This is a genomic window from Demequina lignilytica (assembly GCF_030418375.1).
GTDB classification, from domain to species: domain Bacteria; phylum Actinomycetota; class Actinomycetes; order Actinomycetales; family Demequinaceae; genus Demequina; species Demequina lignilytica.
The window spans coordinates 43919-57225 of the sequence record NZ_JAUHPZ010000013.1 but is presented as its reverse complement, the minus strand read 5'-3'; the positions used below and the strand labels follow the sequence as shown (position 1 = coordinate 57225).

Genomic DNA, 13307 nt, shown 5'->3' with positions numbered 1-13307 from the left:
TCAGCGGTGCAGCTTCGGGAGCACGTCGGCGGCGAAGGTGTCGATCCACTCGCGCTGGTTGCGGCCGACGTTGTGGAGGTAGACGCGATCGAAGCCGAGGTCGACGAAGCCCTGGATGTACTCGCGGTGGACGTCGGGGTCCTCGCTGATGACCATGCGGCCCTCGAAGTCCTCGGGGCGGACCATCTTCGCGATCTGCTCGAGCTCGAACGGCGAGCGGATGTCGGCCTTGGGGAACTTCATGCCGCCGTTCGGCCACTCGACCATCGCGTTCTGCAACGCCTCCTCGTAGGTGGGCGCCCACGACATGTGCAGCTGCAGGATGCGCGGCATGGAGTCGGGGTCCTTGCCCGCCTCGCGCGCCCCCTGCTCGAAGCGCGAGAAGAGGTGCGCGATCTTCTCCTTCGGCGCGCCGACCGTGATGAGCCCGTCGACCTCGCGGCCCGCGCGGCGGGCGGCGACCGGACCCGCCGTCGCGACGTAGATGGGCGGAGCGACCTCGGGCATGGTCCACAGGCGCGTGGTCTCGAGGCGGTAGAACGTCCCCTGGTGCTTGACGTCCTTGCCCGCGATCGAGGCGTCGAACAGCTTCTTGATGATGTCGATGGCCTCGAACATGCGGTTGATGCGCTCGGGCGGCTCGGGCCAGTACTGGCCGACGATGTGCTCGTTGAGCGCCTCGCCGGCGCCCAGACCGAGCCAGTGCCGGCCCGGGTACATCGCGGCGAGCGTGGCCGACGCCTGCGCGACCATCGCCGGATGCCAGCGGAAGGTCGGGGCGGTGACACCGGGGCCCATGTCCCCCGTGGTGCGCTCGCCGATCGCGGTGAGCACGTTCCACACGAACGCGGACTGGCCCTGCTGCGGGACCCAGGGCTGGAAGTGGTCGGCGGCCATGACGCCGGAGAAGCCCCTGCTCTCGGCGTACTCGCTCAGCGCGACGGCCTCCATGGGGGCGAACTGCTCGAGCATCGCCGCGTAGCCGACCTGCAGATCTGACATCACCACTCCTCGTGCCCGCCTCGGATTTTCGTATCGTAGGAGGCTGAACATTTCGCCGGGGTTAAGCCGTGGCCGCGCGTGGTCCCCACACCTACGCCCCGGCCCCTGTCTCGCCCACCTCGTGCGGGGAACTGACCGCCATCTCTCGCGAGTCCGCGCCTCCTCGGGGGAGATGAGCGCCCCGACCCGGCACAGCACAGCGCGCTCCTGGGAACTTGAGCAGAGTTCGCTCAACTTCTGCCTCGTCGACTTGACGCAACCTCGCTCGCGACGTAACTTGAGTCTCAGTCGCTCAAGTCCTGAGCGGAGGTTTCACGCGGCGCCCCGCCGCAGTAGGAGGAAAGAACATGTCACGAGCAGTCGGCATCGACCTCGGCACCACCAACTCGGTCGTCTCCGTCCTCGAGGGCGGCGAGCCCACCGTCATCGCGAACGCCGAGGGCGCCCGCACCACCCCGTCGGTGGTCGCGTTCTCGAAGACCGGCGAGGTCCTGGTCGGCGAGATCGCCAAGCGCCAGGCCGTCACCAACGTGGACCGCACCATCGCCTCGGTGAAGCGCCACATGGGCACGGACTGGTCGCAGGAGATCGACGACAAGAAGTACAACGCGCAGGAGATCTCCGCGCGCATCCTCGGCAAGCTCAAGCGCGACGCCGAGGAGTACCTGGGCGAGCAGGTGACCGACGCGGTCATCACCGTGCCCGCGTACTTCAACGACGCCGAGCGCCAGGCGACCAAGGACGCCGGCACCATCGCGGGCCTCAACGTCCTGCGCATCGTGAACGAGCCCACCGCGGCGGCGCTCGCGTACGGCCTCGACAAGGGCAAGGAGGACGAGCACATCCTGGTCTTCGACCTCGGTGGCGGCACCTTCGACGTGTCCCTGCTCGAGGTGGGCAAGGACGACGACGACTTCTCGACCATCCAGGTGCGCGCGACCGCCGGCGACAACCGCCTCGGCGGCGACGACTGGGACCAGCGGATCGTCGACCACCTGGTCAAGGAGGTCAAGAACACCGAGGGCGTGGACCTGTCGAAGGACCGCTCGGCCCTGCAGCGCCTCCGCGAGGCGGCCGAGCAGGCCAAGAAGGAGCTCAGCTCCGCGCAGCAGACCACCATCTCCCTCCAGTACCTCAGCATCGGCGAGAACGGCCCCGTCCACCTGGACAGCAAGCTCACCCGCGCGCAGTTCCAGCAGATGACGGCCGACCTCCTCGAGCGCACCAAGGCCCCGTTCCACCAGGTCATCAAGGACGCCGGCATCAAGCTGTCGGAGATCGACCACGTGCTGCTCGTCGGCGGCTCGACCCGCATGCCCGCGGTCACCGAGGTCGTCAAGGAGCTCACCGGCGGCAAGGAGCCCAACAAGGGCGTGAACCCGGACGAGGTGGTCGCCGTCGGCGCCGCCCTGCAGGCCGGTGTCATCAAGGGCGAGCGCAAGGACGTCCTGCTGATCGACGTCACCCCGCTGAGCCTCGGCATCGAGACCAAGGGCGGCGTGATGACCACGCTGATCGAGCGCAACACCGCGATCCCGACCAAGTCGTCCGAGGTCTTCTCGACGGCCGAGGACAACCAGCCCTCGGTGCTGATCCAGGTCTACCAGGGCGAGCGCCAGTTCGCGCGTGACAACAAGCTGCTCGGCACCTTCGAGCTGTCGGGCATCGCCCCGGCCCCGCGCGGCGTCCCCCAGATCGAGGTGACGTTCGACATCGACGCCAACGGCATCGTCCACGTCCACGCGAAGGACCGCGGCACCGGCAAGGAGCAGTCCATCACCGTGTCCGGCGGCTCGGCCCTCTCCAAGGAGGACATCGACCGCATGGTCAAGGACGCGGAGGAGCACGCGGAGGAGGACAAGAAGCGCCGCGAGGACGCCGAGGTCCGCAACAACGCCGAGACCTTCGCGTACTCGACCGAGAAGATCCTGTCGGAGAACGAGGACAAGGTGCCCGCGGAGGTCGCGGAGGACGTCAAGTCCGCGATCGCCGAGGTCAAGACCGCGCTCGAGGGCGACGACACCGACGAGGTGAAGGCGAAGCACGAGACGCTGGTCGAGAAGGCGCAGAAGATCGGCGAGGCGGTCTACGCCGCTCAGCAGGCCGAGGGCGTGAACGTGGACGCGGACTCCGCGGCCCAGGCCGCGTCCGGGCAGCCGTCCGACGACGACGTGGTCGACGCCGAGATCGTCGACGACGAGGACGAGAAGAAGTAACCGAGCTGACGGCGGGCGCGCGGCCACGGCACACGATGCCGAGCCGCCGCCCGCCGTCGCCCTACGGAGGCGTGACATGACCGACAACACCCCCACTCCCGAGGAGCCGCAGGACGATGCGCTGGCCCAGGCGGAGTCGATCCTGAACGAGGCTGGCAAGGAGGTCCCCGAGGGCACGTTCCTCGACGAGGACCACGACGGCGTCGACGACCTCACGGCGGACGAGACGGGCGCCGACGACGCCCTCAACGCCGCGTATCAGAAGGCCGCCGAGCACCTCGCCGACCTTCAGCGGCTCCAGGCCGAGTACGTCAACTACCGCAAGCGCGTCGACCGGGACCGGGAGCTCATCGCCGTGAACGCGACCGCGAAGGCCGTGGAGGCGCTGATCCCGGTGCTCGACGACATCGCGGCGGCGCGCGACCACGGCGACCTCGCCGAAGGTCCCTTCGCCGCGATCGCGGAGAAGCTCGAGGGAGCGCTCGGCCGCCTGGGCTGGTCGAGCTACGGCACCGCGGGCGACGAGTTCGACCCGCAGCTGCACGAGGCTCTCATGTCCCAGCCGAGCACCGAGGTGGCCGAGCCCACGGTCCAGCACGTCGCCCAGCCCGGCCACAAGGTGGGCGAGCGCGTGCTCCGCCCCGCGCGCGTGATCGTCGCGCAGCCCGAGTAGCCCCAGGAGGGAGGCGCCATGCCCAGCCAGGACTGGTTCAACAAGGACTTCTACGCGACGCTCGGCGTCTCCAAGGACGCCGACGCGGACGCCATCAAGAAGGCGTACCGGAAGCTCGCGCGCGACCTGCACCCGGACCGCAACCCCGGGGACGCGGCCGCGGAGAAGCGGTTCAAGGAGGTCGGCGAGGCCTACGCCGTGCTGTCCGACACCGAGGACCGCCAGCAGTACGACGCGATCCGCGCGATGGGCGGTGGCGGCGCACGCTTCCAGGCGGGCGGCGGCGGCGCGGGCGGCGCGGCCGGCTTCGAGGACATCCTCGGCGGGATGTTCGGCGGCGGCGGACGCGGGGGCGCGCAGTTCCGCACCTCGGGTGGCGGCACCGGCGGCTTCGAGGACATCCTCGGGTCGATGTTCGGCGGCGGCTTCCAGCGCGGACCGCAGAAGGGCGGCGACATCGCCGCGGCCGTCGAGGTCACCTTCCGCGACGCCGCCGAGGGGTCGACCGTGACGCTCGGCTCCGACGGCCAGCGCATCACCACCCGGCTGCCGGTGGGCGTCAAGGACGGCCAGCGGATCCGCGTGCCCGGCAAGGGCCGGCCCGGGTCGAACGGCGGACCAGCAGGCGACCTGCTGCTCACGGTGCACGTGCAGCGGCACCCCGTGTTCACCATCGACGGGCTCAATCTCAAGATGAAGCTGCCGGTGCGGTTCGACGAGGCCGCGCTCGGCGCCCATGTCGAGGTGCCGACGCTGTCGGGGGAGCGGGTCAAGGTCAAGGTGCCGTCCGGCACGCAGTCGGGCACGGTGCTCCGGGTGAAGGGTCGCGGACTCGCCTCCAAGAAGGGCACCGGCGACCTCATGGTCACCGTCGAGGTCGCGGTGCCGCGCAAGCTCTCCCGCGATGCCAAGAAGGCGCTTGAGGCGCTCACCGATGCCACCGCGGGTGAGGATCCCCGCGCGTCGCTCTACACGGAGGCCGCCCGCTAGCGGGAAGGTGAACCATGGAGCAGCCAGACGTCGACGAGCCGGTGTTCCTCATCTCCGCGGCCGCGGAGCTCGCCGGCATGCACGCGCAGACGCTGCGCCAGTACGATCGCCTGGGCCTGGTGGTGCCGCGCCGCCGCCCCGGCGGCGGCCGCCGCTACTCGCTTCGTGATGTCGCCACGCTGCGCGAGGTCCAGCGCATGAGCCAGGACGAGGGCATCAACCTCGCGGGCATCGCCCGCATCCTGTCGCTCACCAAGCGCGTGACGCAGCTCGAGCACGAGGTCGAGCGGCTCCGTCCGCGTGCCGACGTCGGCTCACGGATCTTCACGACCGGGCCCACCGGCAACGTCGTGATCGTCGAGCGCGGACGCCGGGCCCGCCGCGACGAGGGCCGGGCGATCGTGCTGTGGGCCGGGCTGCCGTCCGAGGACGAGCAGACGGACGGGTAGGCGCCGCCCTAGGCGCGGGCCGCGCCGAGCGTCAGCGCGCGCAGGACGGGTCGAGCCCGGCGACGGTGGCCTCGATGGCCTCCTGGATGTCGCACAGCTCGGGGCGGTGGTCGCCGTAGGCGCGGCGCAGCATCTCGATCATCACGTGGCCGTGGACGTTGGCCCAGAGCGATGCCGCCGCATCGTGCCACCTCGCCGGGTCCGCGTCGGGCCCCTCGAGCGCCGATGCCACGCGCGCGCGGTGGGAGTAGAACGAGTCCCACACACGCTCGCGCGTGGTCTCCGACGGGTCGTAGCCCGGGATCGCGGCGACGAACATCACCTGGAACTGGGTGGGGTGCGCCAGGGACCACTCGCAGTAGGCGCGCGCGCCGGCCACCAGGCCGTGGCAGCCGCCGCCCGCCGCCTCGTGGGCCTCCTCGAGGGTCGCATCCAGCTGACCGAAGCCCCACTCGACGACCGCGTCGATGAGGCCCGACTTGCCCTTGAAGTGCGTGTAGACGCCCATGGTCGAGCAGCCGGCCGCGGCGGCGACAGCGCGCACGGTCAGCCCGGCGGCACCCTGGGTGTCGACGATCCGCAGCGCCCCCTCGAGCAGCCGGCCCCTCAGATCGGAATTCTCGTTCTCAAACATGAGAATCAATGATATTTCATGTAACAGCAATATTTTTCGCACCAAGGTCCTAAGGCCTGTGCAGTGCGCCACATGTTGCACTAATGCAAGTCAGCCGCGGGGGCAACGCAAAGGGGTCGGCACCGCCCTCAGCTCGGTACCGACCCCTTGCGCCCCCCTCTACCTCTGCAGGGACTCCAGCACGTCTCTCACGTAGTCGTGCGTTCCTGGCAGAGACTCGATCCACACGCGCGGAGGCTGCCGCATCAGGTTGCCGACGCGCATCTGCGTCGCGCGGTGGGAGATGTGATCGCGGAGGCTGGCCACGCCGGAGCCCATCTCGGGCCCGCGTGCCACCAGCACCGCGTAGACGCCGTCGGAGACGCGCGCCATCGGGTGACCCTTGCCGTACGCGTCCTGCAGCGCGCGGCCGATCGCGGCGTTGCGCGCCATGCGCTGCCACGGGTCCGTGTCGGCCGCGGCCACGTCGACCAGCACCAGCGCGTGGGAGACGGGGACGTCGTCGCCGTCGCGCTCCGCGGCGCCGTAGATCTCAGCGAGCCGGGTGATCAGGTACTCGACCGTGCCCAGGCCCGACTCCGCGTCGGTCATCAGCGGCGCGACGCGGTGCGTCGCCTCACCTTCCGTCCAGCCCTCGCACAGCGACCGCAGCGTGCGGATGGGGGCCGACTCGTAGCCGGCCGCGCGGAACAGCACCGCCATGTCGTCGATAGCCTCGGTGATGCCCACGCCGGCCATCGCGCGCGCCGTGCCGAGTCGGAAGGCCGCAGGCGCCGTGTCGAGCCGCGCCTCGAGCGCCTCCGCAAGCGCCTCCCCCGCAGGGGTGAACCAGTCGCCCGGACGGCGCCAGACCGTGCCGAGGCTCGCCGACTCCCATCGCCGCATCAGCGGCGACGGCGACTCCGCGCCTGGGGTGTTCACCTCGCTGGTCATGCCCGATGAGAGGGGGGTCCCCCACCGCTATGACGCAGATTCCGAAAGTTTTTTTCGGGCCGCCTGGCGACCACCCCGCAAGCGCCGTGTGACGAATCCCTCACGGCGCGCCTTGTCCGCTGGGATACGGACCGGGAACAATGGGATAACTCCACCTTCTGCAGGGAGCAGCCGAGTCATGAGCCAGGAGGCCCTGTCGCTCTGGACCGAGACGTCCAGCGACCCCGAGCTGATCGCGGGCGTGCGCGCCGGTGATCCGGCGGCCTTCGGCGTGCTCTACGAGCGGCACGCGGATGCGGCCCGCAAGGTGGCCTTCCACTACACGAACAGCGCCGCCGACGCCGAGGACGTGGTGTCCGAGGCGTTCTCCCGGATCCTGCGCGCGCTCCAGCGCGGCGATGGCCCGGACCTCGCGTTCCGCGCCTACCTGTTCACGATCGTGCGACGGACCGGCCTCGACATCATCGAGCGCGCCAACCGTGCGCGCCCGAGCGAGGACATGGCGCCCTACGAATCCGCCATGGGCTTCGAGGGCGGCTCCGACGAGCCGGCGATGGCGGGCTTCGAGCAGACCATGGTCGCGGACGCCTTCTCCTCGCTGCCCGAGCGGTGGCGGGCGGTCCTCTGGTACACGGAGGTCGAGAAGAAGACGCCGAAGGAGGTCGCCCCGCTCCTGGGCCTGTCCGCGAACGGCGTGGCGGCGCTCGCCTACCGTGCGCGCGAGGCGCTCCGCCAGGCGTACCTCCAGCAGCACCTCGGCGCCGCCGACTCGGTCGGGTGCCTCGAGGCCAACACGCAGCTCGGTGCCTACGTGCGCGGGGGGCTGAGCAAGCGAGAGCACACGCGCGTCGACGAGCACGTCCGCTCGTGCGACAAGTGCATGGCGCTGGTCGCCGAGCTCGAGGATGTCAACCGTGGCCTGCGCGCCGTGATCGCGCCGATCTTCATGGGCCTGCTCGGCGTCAAGGCGCTCGAGGGCGGGATGCCCGTCGGCGGCGCCTTCGCCTCGGGCGCCGCGACAGCGGGTACGGGCGCGGCCGGCGGCAGCGCCGGCGGCGCCGCGGCCGCGAGCGGTGGCGTCGCCTCGACCGCCGCGACCTCCGGCCTGGTCGGCGGCGGGCTCGCCACCATCGCGAACGGCCTGGCCGCGATCGCCATCCCTGTGGCCGCGACGGTCGGCGTGGTGTCCCTCGCCGTGACAGGTGCGAGCGTCTTCGGCCTCATCGGGCGGACCGGCGACTCCGGCGACCAGACCCCGGCGGGTGCCGCGGGCTCGCCCGCCGCGGAGTCCGTGACGGGCAGCTCGACCGCGCCGTCGGCGGACTCCGGTCAGGCGGACGATGCGGGTGACGAGCCGGTGGTCGGCGGCGACCTGGAGATCGGCGAGGACGAGGCTCCCGCCGCGGGCGCCGAGACCACCACCGCCGCGGACGACGACGGCACGCCCGCCTTGGTGCCCCCGGCAACCCAGAGCGTGACCGGGTCGGGTACCGATACCGGGTCGGGCACGGGTTCTGGCTCCGGTGCGGGCACGGGTTCCGGTACGGGCGCTGGCTCCGGGACGGGTACCGACTCGGGTTCGGGCACCGACACCGGCTCCGGCTCTGGAACCGACTCGGGTTCGGGCACCGACACCGGCTCCGGCTCCGGCTCCGGCTCCGGCACCGGCTCCGGCACCGACACCGGCTCCGACACCGGCTCCGGCTCCGGCTCCGGCTCCGGCTCTGGAACCGACACCGGCTCCGGCACCGACACTGGCTCCGGCTCTGGAACCGACTCGGGTTCGGGCACCGACACTGGCTCCGGCACGGGCTCCGGGACCACGACGACGCGTCTGGCGATCGCGCCCGCGCCGCTGAGCGTGCTCACGGTCTCGCGCCTCTCGCCCAGCCTCTCGATGTCGCTGTCGAACGACGGCGACGCCGCGGCGACCGACATCGCCGCCAGCATCACGCTCCCCGCCGGCCTGTCGTTCGCCCCTCCGGGCGCAGGTGCCGGGTCCCGCCAGCCCGCGGACGCGGCGGCGATCGCCTCCTACCTGCAGTTCGCCAACGAGGGCACGATCGAGGCGGGCGACTGGACCTGCGAGCTCACGGACGACCGCGGTGTCGCGGACTGCACGCTCGACACGCTCGCGGCCGGCGCGTCGACCGAGCTGCTCCTCTCACTCGACGCGGTGGACGCGGACGCCGTGCTGGGCGATGACGCCCTGACGACCTTCACGGCATCGTCGGGCGACGACTCGGTGACCTACTCCGTGCGCACGGCGCTCAGCGAGCGCGTCCCCGGCCTCGACCACGACTTCAGCATCACGGGCAACGTCGCGGCGACCGTGGTCGGAGCGCCGCTCCTGGGATGCAACGTCCTGCTGACCTCGTGCCAGGACGTCATGGGCTTCCGCGGCGCCGACGCGAACGTCAAGTACGACAACAACACGCAGGAGATGCGTCCGCTCAACCTTGCGGGTGGCGCGTCGAGCTCCGCGGAGACCGTCCTGAGCACCTCGCTGCTGCCGGAGGGCGCGACAGTCGTGAGCGCGACGCTGACCTGGTCAGCGAACCGCGGTCCGTTCGACTCGTGGTCGTCGGACCTGGACACCGCGATGCTCCGAGCCCCGGGCGGCGAGTACCAGGAGATCACCGCCGACGAGGTCACCTCGAACTGGTTCGTGGGCGACCTGTTCTACCAGGCCACCGCGGACATCACGGATGTGGTCGCCGCCGCCGGCAACGGCGGGTACGCGCTGGCGGACATCGCGCTGAGCGACACCTTCCGGTCGCTGGCCCCGAACTACTACGCCGGCTTCGCGATCACGGTGGTGTACGAGGACGCGAGCCTGCCCGAGGCCACCGTGCTGGTCCTCGACGGGACCCACTGGCTCTACGACGACTCGGCCGAGATCCCGTTCAGCACGGACGGCAAGGCGAAGGTGACTCTCGGCATGGTCGCCTTCGAGGGTGACCGCGGCCGCCACGACACCCGCGTCTCGATCGACGACGACACGCTCAACCCGTGGGGCTGGTCCGGCACCGGAACCATCGGCGGCAACCCCGACAACGCCGCGGACTCGACCGCCTTCGGCTCACCGTTCTCCAACAGCCTGGGCACCGACGCCAAGCTGTTCAAGACCACGAGCGTGTCCGCCGGGGACCACGTCATCGAGCTCACGAGCGGGCGGTCCGACGCGATCATGCTCAGCTCGATCGTCGTGACCATCGAGGGCGACGAGTAGGTCGGCGCCGGAGAAGGTCCACCAGGCGTCACCGCGCGGGGTCGGGGCTCCAGTCCATGTCGAGCTGACGCGCCGTGCGCTGAGCGAGGTCCACCGAGGTGGTGCGCGCCACCAGGTGGAGCGCGAGGTGGATGCCCGACGTCAGCCCGCCGCTCGTGAGCACCGCCCCCGCGTCGACCCACCGCACCCCCGCGATCACCTCCGCGACGTCACCGCAGCCGCCGAGGTCGCCCAGGTCCTCCCAGTGCGTGGTCGCGGGCTTGTCGCGCAGCAGGCCGGCACGGGCGAGCAGGAACGCTCCCGTGCAGACCGATGCGGTGAGCGACGAGGACGCCGCGAGGCGCTCGATGGCCTCGCGCAGCGCGCTGTCGGACAGCGCGCACGCGACATCGATCGTGCCGGGTACGAGGACGATGTCAGCGGAGTCGAGCGCGTCGGTGTCGGTCAAGCGCGTGAGCGTCATGCCGCCGAAGGCGACCACATCGTCCCCGCCGGGCGTCGCCAGCACGACCTCGTAGGCGGGCGGGAGGCCGTCCCGCTCGAGGAGCCGGGACGCCGTCAGGAACACCTCGTAGGGCCCGCCCGCGTCGATCAGGTCGAAGCCGTCGAACAGGAGGATCGCCACGCGCATGGTCATGACCACACGCTACCGGCGCGCGCCGCGTCGCGGTACGCGTCGTCCGTTCTCAGGCGATGACGGACGACTGGACGCGCGGTCGCACGACCAGCCAGAAGATGAGGTTGCCCACGACCAGGGCGCCCACCATCACGGTCGCCATCGAGACCACGGAGACGCCCATGAATCCGACGAGCGGCGAGATCACGCCGGCGACGCCGAAGTTCAGCGCGCCGATCAGCGACGCGGCGGTGCCGGCCTCCGCGCCGTGGTTGGCGAGCGCGGTGACCTGGACGGTCGGCATGATCAGACCCACCGACGCGACCACGAAGAAGAGCGGCACGAGCACGCCCAACAGCCCGAGCGACAGCGCGTCGGTGACGAACAGAAGGAGCGATCCGGTGAGCATGACGCTGAGGCCGACGCCCGCCACCGCGCGCGGCGCGAAGACGCGCATGAGGCGCGCCGACGTCTGGTTCGCGATCACGAGGCCGACCGAGTTGAGCCCGAAGACGATGCCGTACTCCTGAGCCGAGAGCTCGAACACCTCCTGCAGCACGAACGACGACGCCGACAGGTAGGAGAACAGCGCGGTGAACGTGGTCGCGCCGACCACGGCGATGCCCACGAAGGAAGCGTCGCCCAGGAGGTGTGCGTAGCGGGTGCGGTAGGCGCGCAGCGAGGTGCCGCCGCGCCGCTCGACGGGGTGGGTCTCGCGGATGACGAAGCGCGCGGCGACCAGGACCAGCACGCCGTAGATCGCGAGGACCACGAACACGCCACGCCAGTCGATGAAGCGCAGCAGCTGCGAGCCGATCACCGGAGCGAGCACCGGAGCGAGGCCGGTGACGAGCGCGAGCCGCGCCAGCATGCGGATCAGCGCCTGTCCGGCGAACAGGTCGCGGACGATCGCCATGGCGACGACGCCGCCGCCCGCCGCGCCGATGCCCTGGAGCACACGGCCGGCCATGACCCACTCGACGGTCGGGGCGAGGGCCACGCCCACCGAGGCGAGGATGTGCAGCGCGGTCGCGAACAGCAGCGGCCGGATGCGTCCGAACGCGTCGCTCAGCGGCCCGACGATCAGCTGGCCGAGACCGAAGCCGACGGTGGTCGCCGTGAGCGTGAGCTGGATCGCGGCCGCGGTGGTCATCAGCTCGGCCTGGACGCTCGGGAACGCCGGGAGGTAGAGGTCGATGGTGAACGGGCCCAGCGCGACGAGCGCGCCCAGCATGAGGATGTAGACCAGCTTCTGGCGCCGCGTCATGGTGCTGCCGACGACGATCTGGTGCCGGCGCGGGACAGCGACCGGCTGATCGGCGATGACGGGGGTGGGCGCCGTGGTGGCGGTCATGCAGGGGCCTCCGGAGGAAAGAGCGAGACGGGGGCCGTCTCGACGGCCCGGATGTGACGGGTGCGGGGCGCGGTTGGCACGCCGGGCACGAGACGCGAGTCGTAACGATTCGCGACGCTCCGGTATTCCGGAGACGACGAGACGCCCAGCGCGATCGCTCTGCGCTGGGCGTCTCGTGTATTTGACGAGAGTATACGGGCTCGGCGGCCCGCCCTCTAGCTGGTCTTGGTCGCCTGGGCGTTGACCTCGTACGACGTGTTCTGCTGCTCGAAGAAGTTGACGAGCTGGAGCGTGTCGTTCGCGGCCGCCATCCACTTCGCGGGGTTGGCGACGTTGAACTCGGGCTCGAAGCCGAGCTCCTCGAGGCGACGGTCCGTGAGGTACTTGACGTACTGGTTCACGTAGTCGGCGTTGAGGCCCAGGATGCCGCGCGGGAACATGTCGCGGTTGTAGGCCTCCTCCATCTCGACGGCGTGGAGGATCATGCCGCGGATCTCCTCGGCGAACTCCTCGTCCTGGAGGTCCTCGTTCTCCTCGAGCACCGTGAGGATGAGGTTGATGCCGAACTGGAGGTGCAGCGACTCGTCGCGGATGATCCAGTCCATGAGGGAGCCGAAGTTGCGCAGCAGGTTCCGCTGGCGGAAGCTCAGCGCCACCATGAAGCCCGAGTAGAACCAGATGCCCTCGAGGATGATGTTGTAGGCGATCAGGTTCCGGATGAAGTCCTTCTTGCCCTCCGTGGTGCTGATGTCGAGGGTGTCCTCGGTCATCCGCTTGATGAACTTCGACTCGAACTCCTCCTTGGCGGCCATCGACGGGACGTCGACGTGCGCCGAGTAGGCCTTGTCGCGATCGATCGGGAAGGTCTCGAGGATGTACTCGAACGTCATGCAGTGGTTCGCCTCCTCCCACATCTGCTTCGCGAGGTACAGGTGACCCTCGGGAGCGTTGATGTAGGGGTAGACGCCGAACGCGAGAGCCTTGTTGACCAGCAGCTCGTTCGGGTTGAAGTACGAGATGAGGTGGAGGAGCGCGTGCTTCTCGTCCTCCGTCATCTTCTTGAAGTCCGCGAGGTCCTCACCGAGCTGGATCTCGTTGGGGAACCAGGTGTTCGCGACGGCCTGGTCGTAGAGATCCATCGCCCACTGGTAGGTCACGGGCTTCAGGAGGAGCCCGTCCTGGACTCCGCTGCCGAGGATGGCCATGGT

Annotated in this window: 11 protein-coding genes; 5 read left to right on the top strand and 6 right to left on the bottom strand. The window is 70.3% G+C overall.

Features of this window, described 5'->3' with window-relative positions; genetic code table 11:
- Window positions 1-1002 (bottom strand): TIGR03557 family F420-dependent LLM class oxidoreductase, encoded by a 1002-nt coding sequence (locus QQX13_RS13005; protein ID WP_301121902.1) that lies wholly within the window; start codon window positions 1000-1002, stop codon window positions 1-3.
- A gap of 347 nt (window positions 1003-1349) precedes the next feature.
- Here QQX13_RS13005 and dnaK point away from each other — a divergent pair, with 347 nt between their 5' ends.
- The 4 genes from dnaK (at window position 1350) to QQX13_RS12985 (ending at window position 5330) form a co-directional block, all read left to right on the top strand.
- On the top strand, window positions 1350-3218 hold the full coding sequence (gene dnaK / locus QQX13_RS13000; protein ID WP_301121904.1) for a molecular chaperone DnaK: 1869 nt from the start codon (window positions 1350-1352) through the stop codon (window positions 3216-3218).
- A 76-nt stretch (window positions 3219-3294) separates the two neighbouring features.
- The gene (locus QQX13_RS12995) at window positions 3295-3891 is read left to right on the top strand and encodes a nucleotide exchange factor GrpE (RefSeq protein ID WP_301121906.1); all 597 of its coding nucleotides are present in this window, start codon (window positions 3295-3297) and stop codon (window positions 3889-3891) included.
- Between the two features lie 18 nt (window positions 3892-3909).
- Window positions 3910-4881 carry a DnaJ C-terminal domain-containing protein gene (locus QQX13_RS12990; protein ID WP_301121908.1) on the top strand — a complete coding sequence of 324 codons (972 nt, stop codon included), beginning with the start codon at window positions 3910-3912 and terminating at the stop codon, window positions 4879-4881.
- Between the two features lie 14 nt (window positions 4882-4895).
- A complete protein-coding gene (locus tag QQX13_RS12985) occupies window positions 4896-5330 on the top strand; it encodes a heat shock protein transcriptional repressor HspR (protein ID WP_301121910.1) in 435 nt (144 codons plus the stop codon).
- 31 nt (window positions 5331-5361) lie between these two features.
- Here the strand turns inward: QQX13_RS12985 and QQX13_RS12980 are convergent, their stop codons facing one another.
- Together QQX13_RS12980 and QQX13_RS12975 are read right to left on the bottom strand one after the other, a co-directional pair.
- On the bottom strand, window positions 5362-5964 hold the full coding sequence (locus QQX13_RS12980) for a TetR/AcrR family transcriptional regulator (RefSeq protein WP_301121912.1): 603 nt from the start codon (window positions 5962-5964) through the stop codon (window positions 5362-5364).
- Window positions 5965-6123: 159 nt separating this feature from the next.
- Window positions 6124-6897: a hypothetical protein gene (locus QQX13_RS12975; RefSeq protein WP_301121914.1), complete on the bottom strand. Its 774-nt coding sequence runs from the start codon at window positions 6895-6897 to the stop codon at window positions 6124-6126.
- 178 nt (window positions 6898-7075) lie between these two features.
- Between QQX13_RS12975 and QQX13_RS12970 the strand changes: the two genes are divergently transcribed.
- On the top strand, window positions 7076-10129 hold the full coding sequence (locus QQX13_RS12970) for a sigma-70 family RNA polymerase sigma factor (protein WP_301153602.1): 3054 nt from the start codon (window positions 7076-7078) through the stop codon (window positions 10127-10129).
- Window positions 10130-10157: 28 nt separating this feature from the next.
- On the opposite strand, the gene QQX13_RS12965 is transcribed toward QQX13_RS12970, so the two are convergent.
- The 3 genes from QQX13_RS12965 to QQX13_RS12955 form a co-directional block, all read right to left on the bottom strand.
- Window positions 10158-10766: a DJ-1/PfpI family protein gene (locus QQX13_RS12965; RefSeq protein ID WP_301121918.1), complete on the bottom strand. Its 609-nt coding sequence runs from the start codon at window positions 10764-10766 to the stop codon at window positions 10158-10160.
- A gap of 49 nt (window positions 10767-10815) precedes the next feature.
- The gene (locus QQX13_RS12960; RefSeq protein ID WP_301121920.1) at window positions 10816-12099 is read right to left on the bottom strand and encodes a multidrug effflux MFS transporter; all 1284 of its coding nucleotides are present in this window, start codon (window positions 12097-12099) and stop codon (window positions 10816-10818) included.
- 215 nt (window positions 12100-12314) lie between these two features.
- On the bottom strand, window positions 12315-13304 hold the full coding sequence (locus QQX13_RS12955) for a ribonucleotide-diphosphate reductase subunit beta (protein ID WP_301121922.1): 990 nt from the start codon (window positions 13302-13304) through the stop codon (window positions 12315-12317).
- Between the last annotated feature and the right edge of the window lie 3 nt (window positions 13305-13307).

Bases quoted from the DNA above. Each gene is read 5' to 3' on its own strand.
- QQX13_RS13005 (WP_301121902.1), bottom strand. From the start codon at position 1,002: ATGTCAGATCTGCAGGTCGGCTACGCGGCGATGCTCGAGCAGTTCGCC.
- QQX13_RS12995 (WP_301121906.1), top strand. From the start codon at position 3,295: ATGACCGACAACACCCCCACTCCCGAGGAGCCGCAGGACGATGCGCTG.
- QQX13_RS12985 (WP_301121910.1), top strand. From the start codon at position 4,896: ATGGAGCAGCCAGACGTCGACGAGCCGGTGTTCCTCATCTCCGCGGCC.
- QQX13_RS12955 (WP_301121922.1), bottom strand. From the start codon at position 13,304: ATGGCCATCCTCGGCAGCGGAGTCCAGGACGGGCTCCTCCTGAAGCCC.
- QQX13_RS12965 (WP_301121918.1), bottom strand. From the start codon at position 10,766: ATGACCATGCGCGTGGCGATCCTCCTGTTCGACGGCTTCGACCTGATC.
- QQX13_RS12960 (WP_301121920.1), bottom strand. From the start codon at position 12,099: ATGACCGCCACCACGGCGCCCACCCCCGTCATCGCCGATCAGCCGGTC.
- QQX13_RS12990 (WP_301121908.1), top strand. From the start codon at position 3,910: ATGCCCAGCCAGGACTGGTTCAACAAGGACTTCTACGCGACGCTCGGC.
- QQX13_RS12980 (WP_301121912.1), bottom strand. From the start codon at position 5,964: ATGTTTGAGAACGAGAATTCCGATCTGAGGGGCCGGCTGCTCGAGGGG.
- dnaK (WP_301121904.1), top strand. From the start codon at position 1,350: ATGTCACGAGCAGTCGGCATCGACCTCGGCACCACCAACTCGGTCGTC.
- QQX13_RS12970 (WP_301153602.1), top strand. From the start codon at position 7,076: ATGAGCCAGGAGGCCCTGTCGCTCTGGACCGAGACGTCCAGCGACCCC.
- QQX13_RS12975 (WP_301121914.1), bottom strand. From the start codon at position 6,897: ATGACCAGCGAGGTGAACACCCCAGGCGCGGAGTCGCCGTCGCCGCTG.